Annotated in this window: 17 protein-coding genes and 3 pseudogenes; 8 read left to right on the top strand and 12 right to left on the bottom strand. The window is 67.1% G+C overall.

Going from position 1 to position 17,329, the window contains the following annotated elements:
* Window positions 1–45: 45 nt before the first annotated feature.
* Together ACFU6I_RS34535 and ACFU6I_RS34540 are read right to left on the bottom strand one after the other, a co-directional pair.
* Window positions 46–564, bottom strand: a complete 519-nt coding sequence (locus ACFU6I_RS34535) for a hypothetical protein (RefSeq protein WP_384374033.1) — start codon at window positions 562–564, stop codon at window positions 46–48.
* Between the two features lie 290 nt (window positions 565–854).
* A complete protein-coding gene (locus tag ACFU6I_RS34540; RefSeq protein WP_384374036.1) occupies window positions 855–1,388 on the bottom strand; it encodes a hypothetical protein in 534 nt (177 codons plus the stop codon).
* 570 nt (window positions 1,389–1,958) lie between these two features.
* Between ACFU6I_RS34540 and ACFU6I_RS34545 the strand changes: the two genes are divergently transcribed.
* Window positions 1,959–2,339 carry a hypothetical protein gene (locus ACFU6I_RS34545; protein WP_384374039.1) on the top strand — a complete coding sequence of 127 codons (381 nt, stop codon included), beginning with the start codon at window positions 1,959–1,961 and terminating at the stop codon, window positions 2,337–2,339.
* A 304-nt stretch (window positions 2,340–2,643) separates the two neighbouring features.
* On the opposite strand, the pseudogene ACFU6I_RS34550 reads toward ACFU6I_RS34545, so the two are convergent.
* From ACFU6I_RS34550 to ACFU6I_RS34570, 5 genes and pseudogenes are all read right to left on the bottom strand, one after another.
* Window positions 2,644–3,224 (bottom strand): annotated as a pseudogene (locus ACFU6I_RS34550) (Uma2 family endonuclease).
* Between the two features lie 37 nt (window positions 3,225–3,261).
* On the bottom strand, window positions 3,262–3,597 hold the full coding sequence (locus tag ACFU6I_RS34555; RefSeq protein WP_384374041.1) for a hypothetical protein: 336 nt from the start codon (window positions 3,595–3,597) through the stop codon (window positions 3,262–3,264).
* Window positions 3,598–3,782: 185 nt separating this feature from the next.
* Window positions 3,783–5,219 carry an alpha-L-fucosidase gene (locus ACFU6I_RS34560; RefSeq protein WP_384374044.1) on the bottom strand — a complete coding sequence of 479 codons (1,437 nt, stop codon included), beginning with the start codon at window positions 5,217–5,219 and terminating at the stop codon, window positions 3,783–3,785.
* 1,014 nt (window positions 5,220–6,233) lie between these two features.
* Window positions 6,234–6,389, bottom strand: a pseudogene (locus ACFU6I_RS34565) (IS110 family transposase); the annotation flags it as partial.
* Window positions 6,390–6,585: 196 nt separating this feature from the next.
* Window positions 6,586–6,981: a hypothetical protein gene (locus ACFU6I_RS34570; protein ID WP_384374047.1), complete on the bottom strand. Its 396-nt coding sequence runs from the start codon at window positions 6,979–6,981 to the stop codon at window positions 6,586–6,588.
* Window positions 6,982–7,003: 22 nt separating this feature from the next.
* Here ACFU6I_RS34570 and ACFU6I_RS34575 point away from each other — a divergent pair, with 22 nt between their 5' ends.
* The gene (locus tag ACFU6I_RS34575; RefSeq protein ID WP_384374050.1) at window positions 7,004–7,243 is read left to right on the top strand and encodes a helicase associated domain-containing protein; all 240 of its coding nucleotides are present in this window, start codon (window positions 7,004–7,006) and stop codon (window positions 7,241–7,243) included.
* A 284-nt stretch (window positions 7,244–7,527) separates the two neighbouring features.
* Here the strand turns inward: ACFU6I_RS34575 and ACFU6I_RS34580 are convergent, their stop codons facing one another.
* A complete protein-coding gene (locus ACFU6I_RS34580; RefSeq protein ID WP_384374053.1) occupies window positions 7,528–8,205 on the bottom strand; it encodes a GAP family protein in 678 nt (225 codons plus the stop codon).
* A gap of 436 nt (window positions 8,206–8,641) precedes the next feature.
* Between ACFU6I_RS34580 and ACFU6I_RS34585 the strand changes: the two genes are divergently transcribed.
* The 3 genes from ACFU6I_RS34585 to ACFU6I_RS34595 all read left to right on the top strand — a co-directional run bounded on the left by ACFU6I_RS34585 (window position 8,642) and on the right by ACFU6I_RS34595 (window position 11,865).
* Entirely contained in the window at window positions 8,642–9,229 is a 588-nt protein-coding gene (locus tag ACFU6I_RS34585) for a hypothetical protein (RefSeq protein WP_384374056.1), read from the top strand.
* Window positions 9,230–9,341: 112 nt separating this feature from the next.
* Window positions 9,342–10,694: a Dyp-type peroxidase gene (locus ACFU6I_RS34590; RefSeq protein ID WP_384374059.1), complete on the top strand. Its 1,353-nt coding sequence runs from the start codon at window positions 9,342–9,344 to the stop codon at window positions 10,692–10,694.
* Between the two features lie 40 nt (window positions 10,695–10,734).
* Complete coding sequence (locus tag ACFU6I_RS34595; protein ID WP_384374062.1) at window positions 10,735–11,865, top strand: catalase family protein; 1,131 nt, start codon at window positions 10,735–10,737, stop codon at window positions 11,863–11,865.
* A 94-nt stretch (window positions 11,866–11,959) separates the two neighbouring features.
* Here the strand turns inward: ACFU6I_RS34595 and ACFU6I_RS34600 are convergent, their stop codons facing one another.
* Window positions 11,960–13,324: a PQQ-binding-like beta-propeller repeat protein gene (locus ACFU6I_RS34600; protein WP_384374065.1), complete on the bottom strand. Its 1,365-nt coding sequence runs from the start codon at window positions 13,322–13,324 to the stop codon at window positions 11,960–11,962.
* A 1,314-nt stretch (window positions 13,325–14,638) separates the two neighbouring features.
* Window positions 14,639–14,941, bottom strand: a complete 303-nt coding sequence (locus tag ACFU6I_RS34605) for a hypothetical protein (RefSeq protein WP_384374069.1) — start codon at window positions 14,939–14,941, stop codon at window positions 14,639–14,641.
* Between the two features lie 92 nt (window positions 14,942–15,033).
* Between ACFU6I_RS34605 and ACFU6I_RS34610 the strand changes: the two genes are divergently transcribed.
* The 3 genes from ACFU6I_RS34610 (at window position 15,034) to ACFU6I_RS34620 (ending at window position 16,589) form a co-directional block, all read left to right on the top strand.
* The gene (locus tag ACFU6I_RS34610; protein ID WP_384374072.1) at window positions 15,034–15,756 is read left to right on the top strand and encodes an SMI1/KNR4 family protein; all 723 of its coding nucleotides are present in this window, start codon (window positions 15,034–15,036) and stop codon (window positions 15,754–15,756) included.
* A 184-nt stretch (window positions 15,757–15,940) separates the two neighbouring features.
* Window positions 15,941–16,168 (top strand): hypothetical protein, encoded by a 228-nt coding sequence (locus ACFU6I_RS34615; RefSeq protein WP_384374075.1) that lies wholly within the window; start codon window positions 15,941–15,943, stop codon window positions 16,166–16,168.
* A gap of 28 nt (window positions 16,169–16,196) precedes the next feature.
* The gene (locus ACFU6I_RS34620; RefSeq protein ID WP_384374078.1) at window positions 16,197–16,589 is read left to right on the top strand and encodes a hypothetical protein; all 393 of its coding nucleotides are present in this window, start codon (window positions 16,197–16,199) and stop codon (window positions 16,587–16,589) included.
* Between the two features lie 12 nt (window positions 16,590–16,601).
* Here the strand turns inward: ACFU6I_RS34620 and ACFU6I_RS34625 are convergent, their stop codons facing one another.
* Both ACFU6I_RS34625 and ACFU6I_RS34630 read right to left on the bottom strand, forming a co-directional pair.
* Window positions 16,602–17,030: a transposase family protein gene (locus ACFU6I_RS34625; protein ID WP_384374081.1), complete on the bottom strand. Its 429-nt coding sequence runs from the start codon at window positions 17,028–17,030 to the stop codon at window positions 16,602–16,604.
* Window positions 17,031–17,141: 111 nt separating this feature from the next.
* Window positions 17,142–17,329, bottom strand: a pseudogene (locus ACFU6I_RS34630) (transposase); the annotation flags it as partial.

Raw genomic sequence — 17,329 nt, forward strand, 5'->3', positions numbered from 1 at the left:
TGCGGTTGCTGTTGCTTCCGACCTGGGACTACTTCCTCTGGAACCTCATGTCCCAGTCTCCAGGTGTCCACGATCAAGGGGGCTCAGTATCAGCCAGGCAGCGTTCTCGGCACCTCCCTGAACACCACCGCTGTCCCCGCCGGGCAAGAGCACGAGCAGCTGGTGTTCCTCAACAAGCCCAGCGGCGAGAAGCAGAACGCGTTCAAAGCGCGACTGCGGGACTTCGCGGCCCGGCCAGACCAATGGAACCGGCAGCAGATCGTCGACGGGAACGGCCGGCTGCTGGCCACCTACTGCCACGGCATCCACGGCGACGAACTGCGCGTGCCGCTGCTGCGCGTGGCCGAACAGCATCCTCTGGGCGCAACCCTCGCACGGCAGCTGCTGTTCCTGCTGCGCCAGCGCTGCCGCACCGCAGGTGTGAAGATACTCCGGCTGACCGACCCCCACCCACAGCGCACCCTTCGCGCAGCGGCGCAGGAAGACGCCTGCCAACAGACCCCTATCGGACTCACCGCCCTGGTACTCAACCGGATCGCCGATACCGCCGCGATCGACGCCCATGCCGCCGCACTCGCTCCGCGTCTCGGTCTTGATCTGTCACGCCTGCAGGCGCCCCTGCCCGCGGCGGCAGCCTCGGCGATCGAGCACGCCTGGTGGCCAGTGAAGATCACCCCGGGGCCCGTGGCGTGTCCGAGGCCGATCAGGTCAGGTCGCTGGTGCCGACGGCGGCGCGGGGCTGGTTGCGCGCCACCTCTTGAGGTCCCCAAGGCGGTAGAGCAGTTCGACGCCGCGCTTGCCCGCCGAGGCCGCGGGCCCAGTGCCGATCCACCAACCGCACACGGCAGGCATGGTCAACCTTGTACTGCTTCGTACAGGCCGCGGCCTGCGCGCCGGGCCTGGGCAGCCTTCACCAGGCGCTCCAGGGTGCCGCGTACTGCTTCGATCTGTCCCGCAGTCGCCGGGCGTCCGAGCGCCTGGTTGACCTCGCCGGCCTTCATCGCGCTCTTCGCCTTCGACAGGATCTCCACGACCCCGTCTGTCAGCCCTTTCGCCCGCTTCGCCGGGGCAGCCTTCTTCTTACCAGCCTTGCCGGCAGCCTTCGCCCGGGGCGCGGCTTTCTTCGCCGAGCGGGATGCCGGGCGTTGGGCGGTGGTTCCGGTCTCCTTCCGACCTGGGGTCTTGGGTGCGGCGGTCGTGGCCGCCGCCGTCGCGGTGGACAGCGTCTTTAGGCTCTCCACCGCGGTACGGACGGCTTCCAGACGCTGTGCCACGGCTGCCAGTTCCTGCTCCAACTCCTGCTTGCGCGATTCCAGACCGGGAAGCTCGCCTTGCAGCTGCTCGATGGTCGAGTGGATGCCGTCGGAGGCATCGATCGCGGTTGCCATGGTTATCGTCCCTTTCCATGTGCACACAGCCGGTGCGTCGTCATGCTGACCACCGCGTGGCGAAGTCGGCGTTATGTTACGTACTACGGCAATGCTGCCTTCATTCCAATAGTCCCTCGCATGGGCTGCTGCCGACCGCGTCCCCGTACCGTCGCGCGTCCTGCCTCTTCCCAGGCTGTCCGACCTGCCGACCCCGTAGACGAGGCGCTGAGGCGGGGCCACCAGCCGGCCCAGGCGCGAGACCGCCCGGGCAACCAGCCGAGCGCAGGCCGTGGAAACCATGACCGCCAGTGCCAGGGCACCCACCGCTGAGGGGCCACTCAGCCCTACAACGATCCGTCGTCCTCACCCGTCACGCCCCAGGCCCGCCGTCCAGGGCCCCGGAAAGCCACCGAGGCTGGGTGTTGGCTGACGTGCTCGCGCTCGCAGGCAGCGCACCCGCCGAACGGGCCCGGACGGGTCGAGCGGGATACGGCACCATCGATCGGCCGTGAATAGCGGTCGTTACCAGGCGATGTTCTCCGTGCGGATCATGCGGCGCAGGCTGGTGCGGGCGGCTGCGAGATCTTCTTGGAGTCCGGTGACCCGATCACGCAGGGCGGCGTTCTCGTCAGTGGCGTGCTGGAGTTGGTCAGCGAGTTGGTGGTTGTGGCGGGTGAGTTCGTCGACGCGGGCGGTCAGGTCGGGGGTGCCGAGAGTGTCGAGTTGCTGGCCGAGCTGGTGGCGCAGGGCGTTGCGAAAGCGATCACGTTCTTGACGGAGGTCTTTGATCTCTTGGCGTGCGAGCTCGAGTTCCGCGCGCAGCCCTGCGACGGTGGAGTTCGAGGTGCGGGTGGGGTTGCGGTGGCGCTGGTTTGGTGGTGGCGGGCGGCTTGGAATATCTCGCGGATGCCGTCGGTGCAGGTGAGCCGGGTGGAGACGCCCGCGTACGGGCTACCGCTGCATGGGTGATCTTGGCTCCGTCGTGTTCGAGAGCGGCGAGGGCTGTCAGGACACGCTGGCGCTTGTCGAGGCTGTCACAGCGGCGGGCCTCGGCGAGAACAGCGGAGTTGCCCTGCCGATTCATGACGGTTCCTGAGCAGCTGGAGGTCAGCGGCCGGAACATCGCGGCGGCCTGGACCTCTCCGAGGCCGAGGGTGGGGCTTTCCCCGCGAACAGACCAGACCCCACCACCATGACACCGCACAACCTCACACGTCAGGCACTCACCGGAATCGAGCGACAGAGCCCCACAGGATGCCAAACGCCACTGTGATCAGCGAACGAGACCGGGCAAGTCGAGTTCGATACCGAAAGGGACTGCTGTCTTTATGCGATCGCGGTTAATACTGGTGGCGACGTAGGCGCGGGTGGTGTTGTCCAGCTCGTACGTGTGGATGACGGGGAGGCCGTTTTCCTCCTCGACACGCCAGTAGTGCGGAATACCCCCTGCGCGTACTTGAACGGCTTCAGCGACCGGTCACGGTCGGCGGACTCATCCGAGACGACTTCGATGGCGAGGGCTACCTGGTCGGGAAGGTAGCGCGTGCGGTTCGGGTCGTATGGGACCGTGACAGCAAGGACGTCGGGCTCGGGCCGGTTCTTCTCGTTCAGCTTGATCGTCATTTCCCGGTCGATCTCGAATCCCTCGGGAGCCTGATCGTCCAGTGCGGTCGTAAGCCGGGTGACGACGCGGGCGTGCCAGGACCGCTGCGGGGAGATCATGAAGATCAGCGCTCCATCGATCAACTCGGTGTGTCGCGGCAGGGCGGGTGCGTTGTCGAGGTCATCGGCCTCCCACCCACTCGGCCGGGGCGGCAGCATCCAGGGTGGGAGCGCGTCCCATGCGGTCGTCATCGCGTCCTCCTTCGGGCGCTCTGGTCAGCTTAATCCGTCAGTTCCGCGTGGCGGCGGTGCGGGCCGCGACGAAAGCGGCGATGGGATCGGCTGTGACGGGGGCGCAGGGCCACCATGCGGCGGCGGTGCCGTGGCCTTCGCGGATGTAGGGGTGCCAGCGGTTGTCGGGGCCGAGGCGGATCTGGATGCCTTCGTTGTCGGCGGTGAGGCGGTTGCGCCAGGCGCGCAGCCGCACCGTGCGGGCGGCGTCCACACCGTCGGCGTTGTCGGGGTCCAAGAGGGCGGTGCGGGCGGCGGCCATCGCGGCAGGGCGGGGGTGAGAGTCAGCGCCCCGGGCGGTGATGACGGTGTCGTTGACCTTGGTCGCCAGCACGCGCGCGCCACCTCACCGCGCCGGCCGCCGCCTTGGAGTGTCCGCACAACACCCGATGATCCAGAGGCGTGCGTGCCGTCCTCCCTGGCTGCGTCCCGGTTGTCCGGGGGCGGCCTGCTGGGGATACGGTGTCTTGCCCCGACGTCGGGGCAAGACACCGTGGGCGATGCTGCGGTGGACTCGTATCAGGACGTGGAGCCGATCTCCTTCAACCTGTCGACGTAGGTCTGTGGTAGGCGGCCGGTACGGTCGGGGCCCACGTTGAGCAGGAAGAGGCCGTTACCCGCGTTGGCCTTGTGGAGGTTGTCGACGATATCGCTCGCGGGCCGCGGTGCGCCGGTGGACGTGGTGTGGAACCAGGTTCTGTTGGTGTCCAGTGTGTCGCTGGCGTCGACGGGGCGGGCGTTGTCGGTGGGGGGCATGCCTTGGACGGGGACCTCGTAGACGATGACGTCCGAGGTCTGCAGCGTTCCGAAGTGGTCGTTGTTCGCGACCACGGTGTGGGGCGAGACCTGCCGGATCATGTCGCGCACGGGCTGGTAGGGGATCTTGGTGTACGGGACTTGCCAGCCCCAGCCGTCGAACCAGAGGTAGTCGATCTTGCCGTAATGGGTGAGCAGTTCGCGCAGCTGCTTCTTGACCAGATCGGTCGAGTCGCCGTTGTGCCTGTCCCAGATGGAGAAGTAGATACCGACCTTGAGGCCCTTGGCGTGCATGGCGTTGACGTACTCGCGCACGATGTCGCCCTTGCCGCCCTTGTACGGGCTCTTGGCGATGTCGTAGTCGGACTGGGCGGTGTTCCACAGGGAGAAGCCGTCGTGGTGCTTGGCGGTGAGCACGCCGAACTTCATCCCGGCGTCCTTCATGCTCTGAGCCCACTGCTTCGGGTCCAGAGCGGTCGGATTGAAGTCGGTCGGGTTGCCGTTGGGGTCGGCCCACTGTTCGTTCTGGTACGTCGACATGTTGAAGTGCAGGAACATTCCGAACGGGCTGTCCTTCACCCATCTCTGAGCGTCCGCGGAGGGCGAGACGACCTCGTCGCCGAAGGCCTGGACCTCCGCGAGGGCAAGGTAGTCGGTGCCTTCGAGCTGGATACGGAGGTAGCGGGCCGAGCGGGCCATCTTCACCTCCGCCGAGGGGCCGGAGAGTGAACTCACCTTGATGGCGGTCACGCCGGCCTGGTTGCGGGCGTCCGTCAGGTTCCGGGCCTTGATGGGGGTGTTGGAGGCGAGGACCCAGAAGTTCGACAGCCGCGTGGTGCAGCAGTCGGTGCGGTTCCAGGCGACCACCTTGTCGACCTTCTTCGAGGCCCCGAGGTCGGTCTGCCAGTAGGGCTGGGACTCCAGGTCGGTGTGGCTGACGGAACCGGCGGCCCAGTTCCCGTTCGTGTTGCCGTCGGCGGCGTGGTTCGCGGCACCGGCGGCGTGGTTCGTGACGTCGTCCTGGTAGGTGCTGCTCTGGGTCGGCGCCGTGCCAAAGACCAGGTTCCGCGGTTCGCTGCCAGGTGGTGTGTTTTCTGCTGCCGTGGCACCTTCCTCTGCCGCGGCAGCCTGGGAGACGCCTGTGGCCAGCAGGACGAGTACCGCGACGGCGCTGGCCAGGCGGGCTCTCGAAGAACGCATCACTCCTGCTTCCTTAGAGCTGAATAATGAGTTTCATATATGATTTGGCAGCTACGGCAGCCAGTCAAGGGGCGCGTACCCACACGTTCAGGCTCGCCCTCCAGGCACGTGGCGTTGTCGAGTGAGCCGGGCGCCCGACCTGCGGGGCTGCCGACAGGCTGTGGGGAGGCGAGGACCAGCTGGCAATTTTCCTGGTAAACGGCTCTGTCCGTGCGGCTGGGTACATGGCTGCACCGCAGGTCGGTGAGGTCTCCGCATCGGTCGCAAGGCTTGACAGTGGCTGGACTGGCGCATTATCGCCCATATCGATTTCCTATATTATTTTGACGATTAGGGAGATGCGTCTCCGAGCCAGATCACTCCTGCCGGGGTTGCCGCCATCGCCTACCGGTCTGGGCCCGACGACCTGAGAGCCGATGACGCGGTCGCAGCCGGTGGCGATGCCGCGCCATTGCGTCAGGCGGTTGATACACCGCTCGACGGAGTTGCGCTGCTTGTACGCCGCGCGGTCGAAGGCGGCTGTCCCCGAGCCCGGACAGGGACAGGCGGAGGGAGGGACCAAGGCATCGAGTGGAAGGCGGAGGCCGAAGTCACCGAAAGGCCAGGCGGAACCTCGGGCCGAGCCTCCGGAGGGATGCCGCACGGAAGTTGTCGGCGTCCGACCGACCCCTTGACCGGACCCCTTGACCAGCAGGCCAGGCCCCTTGACCACGGCCTCACACGATCGCCGGATGAGGCGCCCTGCGAAGCGCCTCGGTAGGCGTCCTGCACGTCGCCCTGGTGGTCGTCCTGCAGAGCGCCCTGCGAGTCGCCCTCATGATCAGACAGGGGTGGTGGACAAAGGTACGCCCCCTCTCGGGACGTACGGCCCTTTGGCTTTGTTGGTGAGTTTCAGGTTCTGGCACACATTCCGTGAAAGATCTTGCTGGTTCTCGCCAGCAGGAGGCGCGCGCGTCATGTGAGCTGCGCGGACCACGCCTCACCGGGGTCCGGTGAGGCCGGACTTGAGATCGCTCACGGAATGTGTGCCTGAGAGGTGAAGAGCCTTCCGTCCCTGAGCTGGACCCACAGAACGTTGACGCGTCGGCGAGCAAGGGCGACCACGGCTTGGACGTGCTTGCAGCCTTCGCCTCGCTTCTTCAAGTAGTACTCCCGGTTCGGGCCTTCACGGATGATGCTGGCCTGGCGCGTAGGCCGACGGGTGCAGGTTTCGGCGAGGCCACCTGTAGGCCTCTGCTCGGCATCCAGCGGGTGACCTTGGCGTGGCCCGAGACCGCCTTCGCGCCGGGGGCGAGGATGTCTCGGGCGTACGCCAGTGCCCGACTTCGTCACAACGCTGGGACTGCCCCTCCGGTGCCACACTGCCTCAGGGCTCGAACGAGTCCTTCGTGCTGGGCCTCGAAGAGCGTTTGACACCGCTGCACGCCAAGAGCCCGGTCCCGGTGGCGTCGAAGTACAGATTAAAGAACCAGGACCGGTCTGCTGGGTCGATGGTCCCGGCACGTAGTTGCTCGCCGCGGTGCCGCGCGAGGATCTCAACGGTCTCGTCGAGGCCGATGGTCTCGGGCCAGCCGCGGGCCAACGACCGTCTCAACCTCGTTGCGGCGATGCCGGCGACCATCCACTGGGGCACCTCACCGTCCCCAACCCTCACCTCGGCGCCGGCGGCGATGGCCTCGCGTGCTGGCTTGCACGCGCTCGTCTGGTCGGTGAGCATCGCGACGATGTCGGGCTGACCTGGGGGCTCGTCTTCGGTGGCCATGCGGTGACTGTAGAGACTGAACGTGGGCGTTGCTACAGGATTGCGGCGTGGCCTGCGCGGGGCGGGGAGACAGAGGATCGCGATCTACGAGCGCGAAGGACACCTCCAGGTCCCGCGCAAGCACGTCGAACGGATCGTTGAGGACCAGGAGGGGGGTGAGCTCCGGCTCGGGGCGTGGATCAGCGACCAACGCAGCCGCGCCGCAACACTCACACCAGAACGCGTCGACCAACTATCCCGCATCGGAATGCGCTGGGCATGAGGGGAGTGCGCGGGCTTGCCCAGAGTCCCCTTGGACAAGCCCGCGCCGTCGGCGGAAGGGCTTACCCAGGGTGGGAGCGCAGCCGCGAGAACCAGCCGCCGACCCGTGCGTGACCCCTCCACGAGGCGGTCGGCGAGGAACGCACCGCCCTGCTGGGGAACCACAGCCTCGCCTTGTCTTGAGGTCTTCGAAGGCCTTTGCCGGGCGGCTCCGGTTGCGGCGGTTGCTGTACTCCCCTGCTGTACAGGAACCGCCGACAGAGGCCCGTGGACCGTTCGGCTGCATCAGGAGATGAGGATGGAGATGCCGTCTCCGAGTAGCTTCAGTCCGAGGACGAAGAACAGGATGGCCATCACGGCGACATTGTGTTGAGCTGCCCACTCTTTCCAGTTGCCGAGCGTCGTCTTGGCTCGCTCTCCCCCGAGGAGGAAGACTGCCAACGGGGCCAGCAGGCCGAGGGTGGCGATCAGGACGAAGATTGCCAGCGATGCGATCTGCTGCCCGACCGGGAGTCCGGCTGAGCCGATTGCGGCTCCCGCGGCGATGGTCAGCGGGGCGTTCTTGGCGTTGAGTGCGGCCAAGGCCAGTCCGAGTGCGAAGACCTTGACCGGCGTGAGGCGGTCGATCGCACCCATCCATTTCGGCAGCTGAGCTTGCGAGGGATCCTTCGGGCGCCGGTGCCATTGCCGGGCGCCGAAGAGGACGAGGAGCACGCCCAGGGCGAACTTGAGGGCTCCCACCCAGGTGGCCGGGTGACCGTGGGCGGAGGCACCTGTGGGAGAGGCGATCGCCAGCATCACCGCGCCCAGAGCCGAGAGTCCCAGGATCCAGCCGCCGGTGAAGAGGACTCCGTTGAGGCGTCCCCTCGGCGTGGCGAGTATGAGGATGATTGCGATGATCGGGAGCGGGCTGACCGCGACAGCGGCCGCGAAACCCAGCACGTCACCGAGAACGTGGCCCATGGGTGCCTCCGGGTGGCGATCCAGTGGAGCAGCGGGGCGGCGGAAGCGGGTGACCCGGCCGCCTGGGCGGCGCAACGGGTTGGTGTGCGGTGGGCTGCGAAGCTGTCTTCACGGCGGCGCGGAAGTGACTCCCCGACCACGGTGATGACGACGTACTCAGCACGTCTCACCACATTCCATCTTCCTGCGCCTGGCCGAATCTGTCCTCGGGAGCTTCTCGGGACGCGAGGACCCCGGCGTCGTCCCTGCCGTAGCAGGCAGCCGACCCTGCGGTTGCTGGAGCTGCTTGAAATATCACCCTGGGTGACTACAACGCCCTGGAGCTGAAATGCGAGGCAGCTCAGCCGCAGGGAGGATTGCAGATGCGGAGGGCGATGGCGCCTCGATCCGGGCGCTTGGCGACCCTCGCACCGATCCGCGGCAGGAGCGCCCCGCGATGAATGCGACAGGTGCAACACAGCCGGCTCACCCTGAGCACCCGGGCAGGACGGATGGGGTCTGCAACGAGTTCACCGTTTTCACCAAGATCAAGCCGGGCGAGGTCGATGCGTTGCGGGAGGATCTCGCCGCGATGGCCGACGCGGCGGATGACGAGAGGGTCCATGCGGCGGTGCGCCAGATCGGCACGCTGCATGACGCACGGCACGTCATATTCGACAACGACACCAGGTTCATGTTCGCCAGCGTCTTCGACGGCTCCTGGGACACCTACATCGACGACTTCGCCAAGACGGTGGTCGGGGCCCGCTTCGACAAGGTCTTCTCACACAGCGAAGGGTTCCCTGGCGTCAAAGATCCAGAGGTGAAGGACTGGTTCCTCGACCACCAGGAGGCCGCAGGCGTCTTCGTCAGCGCCTACCCCGATCTGACCGTTCAGCAGATCTACAAGGACCAGCGCGTGGACAACGCGTTCCAGGAGGTGCTGGACACCCCCGAATTCCGGGCGGCGCTGGAGAATCCGGCCAACGCGGAACTGTTGGCCACGCCCGCCTTCCAGAAGCTGCTGGAGGAAGCCTCGGCCTAGTACCCGGACACAACCGGCCCTCGGAACCGACCCGACGTCGGGCCGCGTCGGCGGGCGGGTCGGCCGCTGTTGGGTTGCCCAGGCGGAGACCGATGTGGAGGCACAAGCGATCATGAACACCGCGGACAGCCGCAGCGCAGCCGTCGTGCGCGTCGAGGTCGACGACGTCCAGAGCGGGGCCCTACGCCCGCGGCCCGTGCCCTACGAGGGAAATTTCATCTTCCTGCGCGTCGATGACCGCCACGCCGGGCGCGCCCTGCTGCAGCGGCTGCTTCCGGTGACCTCGGCCGGCCTGCCCAGCACTGACCGAAGCCAGGATGCCTGGGTGGCTGTGGCGTTCACTTACCAGGGGCTGAGGGCCCTGGGGGTGCCCCAGGAGTCACTGGACAGCTTTCCCCGAGCGTTTCGTGAGGGCATGGCCGCCCGGGCGGAGCTGATCGGCGACGTGGGCGAGAGCGGACCGGCCCACTGGGAGGCGCCGTTCGGAACGGGCGATGTCCATATCGCCTTGAGCGCCCTCTCCTCCGATGCGGCGCAGCTGAGCGAGAAGCTGGAGCGGGCCCGCGTCGCCTTCGAGAACACGCCCGGTGTCCAGGTGATCTGGCAGCAGGACGTCCGCCAGCTCCCGACCGGGCGCACCACATTCGGCTTCCGCGACGGCATCAGCCAACCGAACATCGAAGGCGTCGGACTGCCCGGCTCCAACCCGCAGGAAGCCCCCATCAAAGCCGGCGAGTTCATCCTCGGCTACCCCGACGAAACCGGCAGCCTGCCACCCATGCCCACCCCCGATGTACTGGGCCGCAACGGGACCTACGCAGCCGTGCGCAAGGTCCACACCAACGTGGCGGCCTGGCGCCGGTATCTGCGCGCGAACAGCTCCGGCGCCGAGCAGGAGGCACTCCTGGCGGCGAAGATGGTGGGGCGCTGGCCGAGCGGAGCACCGCTGACGCTGGTACCGGAGCACGACGATCCGGAGCTGGCCGCCGATCCGCACCGCGTCAACAACTTCCTGTACCGGGAGAACGACGATCGCGGCTACCGATGCCCCGCCGGTGCGCACATCCGCCGCGTCAACCCCCGCGATTCCACCATCATCGGCGACGCACGGATGCATCGCCTCATCCGCCGCGGCACCACCTACGGCCCACCGCTACCGGAGGGCGTGCTGGAAGACGACGGCGCCGACCGTGGTCTGGTCGGAGTGTTCCTCGGCGCCCACCTGGAGAGGCAGTTCGAGTTCATCAAGACCGAATGGATCAACGACGGCAACTTCATCGGCTACCCCGGCGAGAAGGACGCCGTAGCCGGGCATCACGGCGGAACCGGCACCGTCACCATCCCGGAGAAGCCGATCCGGCGCCGTCTGCAGAACCTGCCCAGCTTCGTGGTCACCCGGGGCGGTGAGTACTGCTTCGTCCCTGGGTTGCGCGCCTTGCGCTGGCTCGCGGAATTGGAGGACTGAGGGCAGTCCGCACCACGGTCTTCGAGGAGGGTTCGACACCATGGCAGCACAGTTCGTCCGCTATACACCTGAGGTTGAAGCCGACGATCCGAACTTCGATCGCAACCTGCAGACAGTGATCGACAAGACCGAGAGCTACATCGCCGACTCCGTCGAAGCCGGTGGCACCGGCCGGGCCCTGCGCGACGCCCATGCCAAGGGCTACGGGCTCGTCCGAGGGGAAGTGGAGATCCTGGACGGGCTACCCCCCGAGTACGCCCAAGGCATCTACGCGACCCCTGGAACCCACGATGCGCTCATCCGCTTCTCCAACGGCTCGCCTCACGCCGGAGCAGACGCACGACTGGGCGCCGCCACCGGACTGGCACTGAAGATGTTCGACATCCCCGGCCCGACCCTGCTGGAAGACGAACCGGACACGGGAACCTTCGACTACGCCAATATCAACGGACCGGTCTTCTTCTGCAACACAGTCGAGCACTACCTGTTCATCCAGGAACTGTTCCTGACCGCGCCGGCCTACTTCTCCCAAGGCCGACCCGGAGCCCATCGCTTCTTCACCGACTTCGTGACCGGAAAGGGAACCCTGGACCAGGACAACTGGGCCTGGGACGAGTTCCTGGCCTTCCTACGCCTGTCAAAGATCTCCCCGAAAAACGTACTGCTGTCGAGCTACTGGACGATGGGCGCGGTCCGGCACGGGGACTACATCGCCAAGGTGCGCATCACCCCCGACCCTGACTCCGCCGCCGCGGTGGTCCGGCGCGACATCGACCCGACCTCTGCGCCGGAGGTCTTCCGGCCGGCCCTGCAAGCCGAGTTGCAGGAGCGGCCCTACGCCTACGACATCCAGGTCCAGCTCTCTACCGACCTGGAGCGCATGCCGGTGGAGGACACGACCGTGGAGTGGCCCGAGCAGCTCTCGCCAGCCGTCACCGTGGCGAAGCTGCGGCTGCCGCAGCAGGACATCTCCGGCCCGGAAAACCTGGAGAAGATGGACGCACTGTCCTTCACACCCTGGCGGGTCACCGCCGAGCACACACCCCTGGGCAACATCATGCGGGCCCGCAAGGAGGTCTACCGGCGGTCCTCCATCGCGCGTCACAAGCTCAACCAACAGCCACGCACAGAGCCCCGCAGCGCCGACGACGTACTCGGCCCGGCCCACTGAAGCCGACTGACATGGCCTCTCTCGATCACTCTGAGCCGAGGTACGGCTGCTCGCGGTGTTCCATAAGGGCCCTGGCCTAGCTAGGGCCCGCCCGTCACCACCGCTCGTAGGCGGTGAACGGGTAGCTGCCGCCCAGGCCCGCCACCACGAGCCGGCCGTCGCGCTCGTACATGCCGCCCACGAGGCCGGGCACCTCGTCACGGAAGTGGCGTTCGTCGAGCTCCTCGCCGTCTGCGGCGTCGAGCTCGACCATGGTGGTGATCGCCGCGCTCTGGGTGGACCACTCGCACAGCACCGTGACCCGGTCGCCGATCACCGCCATCCCCGCGGCCGGATCGTCCATGCCCTGCGACCAGACCTCTTCGCCGGTCTTGAGGTCGAAGGCGATGACTGTGTGGTGGTTGCCCTTCTTCCAGTACTTGGCCAGTGCGTAGAGCCGGTCGCCGACGACCGCCGTCGACATCACGGTGCTCGCCTGGATCACGCCCTGCTCGCGGTCGAGCTCGATGGTGGGGCGGGGCCGCCCGTTCTCGTCGAACGAGATGAACAGGCCCGTGTTCCCCGGGCTGTCCGCGGACACCGCGACCGTGAGCACCAGCGGGTCGGCCGACTCGATGCCGACAACGGTCTTCGGGTCGAGCGGGCGCCGCGCGTCGACGGGGACGTTCCACTCCAGGGCGCCGGTCGCACGGTCGAAGGCGGCCACCGTCACCTCGGCGACCGCGCGCTTGTCGCGCCCGCCGGAGCCGCAGGTGAGGACCGCGAACACCCGCTTCCTGCCGACCGAGACCGCGTCGGGACCGCACCGGTCGGGCAGCTCGGCGGCCCAGCGCTGCTTGCCGGTGCGCACGTCCAGGCCGCGCAACGAGACGTCGCCGCCCTTGTCCTTCTGCCCCGTCGACGTCGTGGCGCGCCGGTCCTGGGCCACCACCGCGAGGCCGCCGCCCGCGTCCAGGCGCGGACTGCTCCCGGCGACCACGTCACCGAACGAGTCCCTGCGGAGCTTGGAATGCTCCTTCCACAGTTCCCGGCCGTCCTTGGCGTCCAGGGCGAGGACGTTCGAGCAGGCCTTGACGGGCACCCCGTCGGGGGTACTCCCCTCGCCGGTGCCGTCGTCCTCGTACGCGACGACCACGACCCCCGCGCCCGCGTGCGGCGCGGCGCCGCACAGCTGGGTGCGGCCCGGTGGCACGTACTCCCAGAGCTTCTTGCCGTCCTGTCCCGCGGCGAGCCCGAACCCGGTCACCGCGTCGTACCTGCTGCGGATGGCCACGTCACCGACGACCCAGTTGTCGTCCTGCCCGCTCGACGTCCGGTCCTTCGCGGCCGACCAGGACCGCACCATGGCATCCCCGGGCAGATAGCCGTAGGGCGACAGCATCATGGCCGTCAGCGATCCGATCACCACCAGGACGATCGCCGTCCACACCAGTGGTTTGACCAGACTTCTTCCCGACATCACGCGGCCCCCCTCGAGCTGCACATGTCCCGCACCCCCGTACGGCGGCACTCCCCTGGCGTCCGCCGCCGCCCACCGGCCCCCCGGCCGTGCGAGCGAAGATCATCGTAAGCGAGCGGGGAGGAGAACGAGACCGGGCTCGGCCGTCATCCCGGCCATGCGCCGGCCCTACATGACCGCCACGCCGCGGATCTGGAAGGAACGCCTGCCCCGGAGGGCCGAGCGGGCCGTGTCGGAGAGTGGGGGGCCGTTCGGGGGGTCGGACTGGCTGCCTCGGTACGACGCGCTCTCGCCGACAACCCCAAGGAGGCCCCGCTGGATACGAAGTCCGTCGTCGAGGCCTTTGACCGGTGGGACCGCGAGATCGGTGGAGCGAAGAAGTGACGGCTGCTCGGAATCGCTTCGCGGAACTGCGGCTCGACGGAGTCGGCCGCCGCTTCGGCGGCCAGGACGCCCCGTCATCGCCTACAACGACCAACTGGCGATTGGGCTGATACGCGGCCTGCAGGCGGCGGGTCGTATCGCAGAACTCCCGTACCAAGATGGCCGGTTCAGCGATGCGCACCATCGGGTCGTCGTCCGCCGCAGGCGCGGGGAGGTTGTGAGCGTACGGGGGAAGCACGGCGGCCAGCGCATCCAGGTCCCGCTTGCCCCGCACCCCAGGCGGTGTACGTGTCAGAGGTCGTTTTGAGAGTATTCGGCAGGCAGCGGTGGGGGCTTGATCCTGACGGACGTTCGTCGGCGACCACTCCCACAATGCTGTACGAGGCAGCGCTGCGCGATACTCGTCCTGTGGAGTGGTTCGAGCAAGCCCGCGCAGCAGAACGGCGCCGGGATTGGGATGCGGCCATCGCGTTGGTAAGCGCCCGCGCCGAGTGCTACTCCACCGATCCCTACAGGCACGACAACCATCTGTGGCACATGGATTTGCTCGCCCGTGCGGAACGGCTCTCGGAACTCACAGAGCTCGCTCTCACGGATGCCCACGCGCGTCGGAGACTCAACACATCGCTTCGCGAGCGGGGTATGGAGGCAGCGCTGCGCAACCGCGCCAAAGACGGTGATCGTGGTGCCCTGTACGTCCTTGTTCGGCTGCTGTGCGAGACGAGTCGGGCCCAAGAGGCCCATCGAGTGGTCCAACACCTCGGTCCGGACGATCAGCACGCACACCAGATCATGGCCCGCTTTCGATCGCCATCGAGCGGTGCACAGTTACGCTCGTCTGCCTTGTCTGACCTATGAAAAGCCGGTTCGTGGAGTACGTCATTCTCGGGTGAGGCTGAGTCAGGGCTGCTGGTCGCGGTGCTCGGTCGACTACTGCTTCCTGGTGAAGTTGCCGCTGTCGATCTCGGTGAGGATGTCGAACTTGACCAGGCGTTTCAGCTTGGTGCGAGTGCCTTCGATGCTCTTCGGCAGCAGTTCGTGGTCGAGGGCTTGGCAGACGTCGCGAGCCCTCAGCGGGCTAGTGACCTCGTTGAAGACGGCAAGGATACGGGGATAGTCCGGGTGCTCGGGCAGGTCCGGCGAAGCAGTCTGGGTTGGGAGCCGATCCGCGTGGCTTCGTCGGTGTAAGTCGAGAGCGATCGATGCCGAGTTCGGGCAACAGATGTCGATCAAGCGGGTCCAGAATGGTGCCGAATTCCAGGAACGCCTGGTCGGCGTGCCAGGGTGCGGAGAGGGCTGATGAGCGGGACGGATATCGTCCTGGCATGACACAAGGGTTCGATCTTTTCGCGTTGCTTGCCAGAGGCACGGAAGGCCGCAGTGGCGCATGGGCCTTCGTTCAGGGCTTTGCCGCTCACTGGGCTGGTGCCGCTCTGGGAAGCGGTGATGGATGGGCGGAAGCCGATCTCGACGCTGCCGAGGAGAGGTTGGGTCTCCAGCTTCCGACGGCGTTGCGCGAGGCGTATCTGCTCTTCGGGCGTCGGCAGGATCTCACCAGCAACCACGATGTGCTGCTCGGCCCGGCAGAACTGTATGTCGATGACGCCAAGGAGACCCTGGTCTTCCGACACGAGAACCAGGGAGCCGCATCCTGGGGCATCCTCCTCGACAGCCTCCAGGATGACGATCCCGCGGTGTTCATCCGGCTCGACCTTGCCGACAAGAGCGCCGAGCGATGGGAGGAGTGGCTAAAGCGTCTCTCTCTCTGCTTCGTCGAAATCGTTCTGTCCGAGTCCCTGCAGGCCGATGAAGAGCTCTGCGACTTCCTCGACCTGGACGACGACAGCCTCGAGCTGCTGGAGACGAACTTCGTCCGACTGCCGTTCCCCGCGTATCCCATCGGCGAGGGGACCCGGTGGTTCCTGGGCCAAGACGCCCTCGTGCGCGATGACGACGGCGCGGCCATCCTGGCCCGCGGCCGGACGGCAGAAGCCATCGACCATGTTCGTGACCTGATCCCGGGCGACTGGCTCAACGACTATCGCTGACCACGCCCCAGACTCTGCCGCCCGAGCTGCCTACGCTGGCGTCAGCCCACGTTCTGCTGTTCAGCGCGGGCTCGGGTCATGGCGAGGCGGTAGACACCTCACGGGGCTGAGCGGTCAAGCCGGGGTCGTGAGAGGCCGGTGTAGCCTTCTGGCTGTTCGATTTCAGGCAGGGGGTGAGGGTGCGATGGACGTAGTGCAGGTCATGGAGTCGTTGGCAGAGCAGGGTGTGACGGTGTTGTTCAAGGTCGATGCCGAGCGCATGCGCGATGCGACGAAGCCCTGGACCTTCGTCGCGAGCGGGGCTCCGTTTCGGGATGATCTCCTGGTTCGCACGGACGCCGTCTCTCTGGAAGCGTGCCTGGAGGTCTGCCTTCCGCAGCTGCGTGAGCTTGGCTTGGTGATTCCCGATTGACGGCGCGGTCCAGGGCGGGCAACGAGCCGTGATCGAGCTTCCCGAAGGGTCATGGTGGGACTGGGACATTGTCGCCTGGAACCCCGGGCGGTTGCGTCTGGGCGCTGGGCACAACATCTCGTATGCCCACGGCCTGGAGCTGGTGTTCAGCGACCCGGTCTTCGTCACGTGCCCGGCCGCCTTCCAGGACCCGGTGTTTCGTGCGCCGACACCTGACGAGCTCCGACTCATTGCCCGGCAGGTCGGTGAGATACCTCCCGTACTGATTGCCTTCGAGGCCGATGCGGGTGGGTCGAGTCTCGCCTCCGGCCTTGTCGCGGCCGGGCAGCTCGCCATCGTCCAGGGACCTGTCTTCCGGTACTGGCGCGAGAATCTGGCAGTCGGGGAACGTCTGGCTCCCTGGGTGAAACCTCCGGCGTGATCGGTCCTCGGCCTATGCGGCCGCCGCACCAAGGCCTTCGCCCGAAGGCGGGAAAGCGGCGAATTCGCCGGCGCGTCCTCCGAGTTCAACGGCGACGGCTCGCAGCCACTGCCGCGTGCCGAAACTGGAACGCTGGTAGCGCTCACTCAGCCCGTCGACCTGTTCCACGAAGGTCCTGCGCCGACATGATGACCGGTCGCAGAAGAACCGCCTCACCCGCAGTCCGATCTGCAACTTCTGGCCGGTCAGAGGCCGCTCGGCCAGACCGCGTTCGTAGGTGGAGTGCACCCTGCGGGCTCTCGACCGGCAGCCCGGACACCGCGGCGGCGGACCGCACGCCACCGCGGACACCCGGAGCCGAGAGGCGGTGCGGCTTGGTGGCGGCGCCGTCCTACGCCGCCTCCCCCGAATCACCGCCGCCCGCGAGGCCACGTAGACCACTCATGACCGATTCCTCGACCGTCCCCGCGCCTTCGGCCCCGACTACGCCGCCAAGATTCACTCGTCGAACGGCAGGGGGCAGGTCAGCAGTCGGACTGACTATCTTGATCTTTAACCTGTTCGGCGTGGACGTGGGTTCGTTGACTTCTTCGTCCGCCGCTTCGTGGTGTCTGGTTTGCCGACTGTGTGCACGTCATAGCGTGCGGTGGGCTCGTTGTTCCTGCGCCCGGGTGGCCGTCCTGGGCCGGGGAGGGAGGGTTTCGGTGCTCCGGCGGGGCAGGCGGCTTTCGGGCGGAGGT

The sequence above is a fragment of the Streptomyces sp. NPDC057486 genome, assembly GCF_042802415.1.
Lineage (GTDB): Bacteria > Actinomycetota > Actinomycetes > Streptomycetales > Streptomycetaceae > Streptomyces > Streptomyces yanii.

Bases quoted from the DNA above. Each gene is read 5' to 3' on its own strand.
- ACFU6I_RS34535 (WP_384374033.1), bottom strand. From the start codon at position 564: ATGGGCGTCGATCGCGGCGGTATCGGCGATCCGGTTGAGTACCAGGGC.
- ACFU6I_RS34540 (WP_384374036.1), bottom strand. From the start codon at position 1,388: ATGGCAACCGCGATCGATGCCTCCGACGGCATCCACTCGACCATCGAG.
- ACFU6I_RS34560 (WP_384374044.1), bottom strand. From the start codon at position 5,219: ATGCGTTCTTCGAGAGCCCGCCTGGCCAGCGCCGTCGCGGTACTCGTC.
- ACFU6I_RS34570 (WP_384374047.1), bottom strand. From the start codon at position 6,981: ATGGCCACCGAAGACGAGCCCCCAGGTCAGCCCGACATCGTCGCGATG.
- ACFU6I_RS34580 (WP_384374053.1), bottom strand. From the start codon at position 8,205: ATGGGCCACGTTCTCGGTGACGTGCTGGGTTTCGCGGCCGCTGTCGCG.
- ACFU6I_RS34585 (WP_384374056.1), top strand. From the start codon at position 8,642: ATGAATGCGACAGGTGCAACACAGCCGGCTCACCCTGAGCACCCGGGC.
- ACFU6I_RS34590 (WP_384374059.1), top strand. From the start codon at position 9,342: ATGAACACCGCGGACAGCCGCAGCGCAGCCGTCGTGCGCGTCGAGGTC.
- ACFU6I_RS34595 (WP_384374062.1), top strand. From the start codon at position 10,735: ATGGCAGCACAGTTCGTCCGCTATACACCTGAGGTTGAAGCCGACGAT.
- ACFU6I_RS34600 (WP_384374065.1), bottom strand. From the start codon at position 13,324: ATGTCGGGAAGAAGTCTGGTCAAACCACTGGTGTGGACGGCGATCGTC.
- ACFU6I_RS34610 (WP_384374072.1), top strand. From the start codon at position 15,034: ATGACACAAGGGTTCGATCTTTTCGCGTTGCTTGCCAGAGGCACGGAA.
- ACFU6I_RS34615 (WP_384374075.1), top strand. From the start codon at position 15,941: ATGGACGTAGTGCAGGTCATGGAGTCGTTGGCAGAGCAGGGTGTGACG.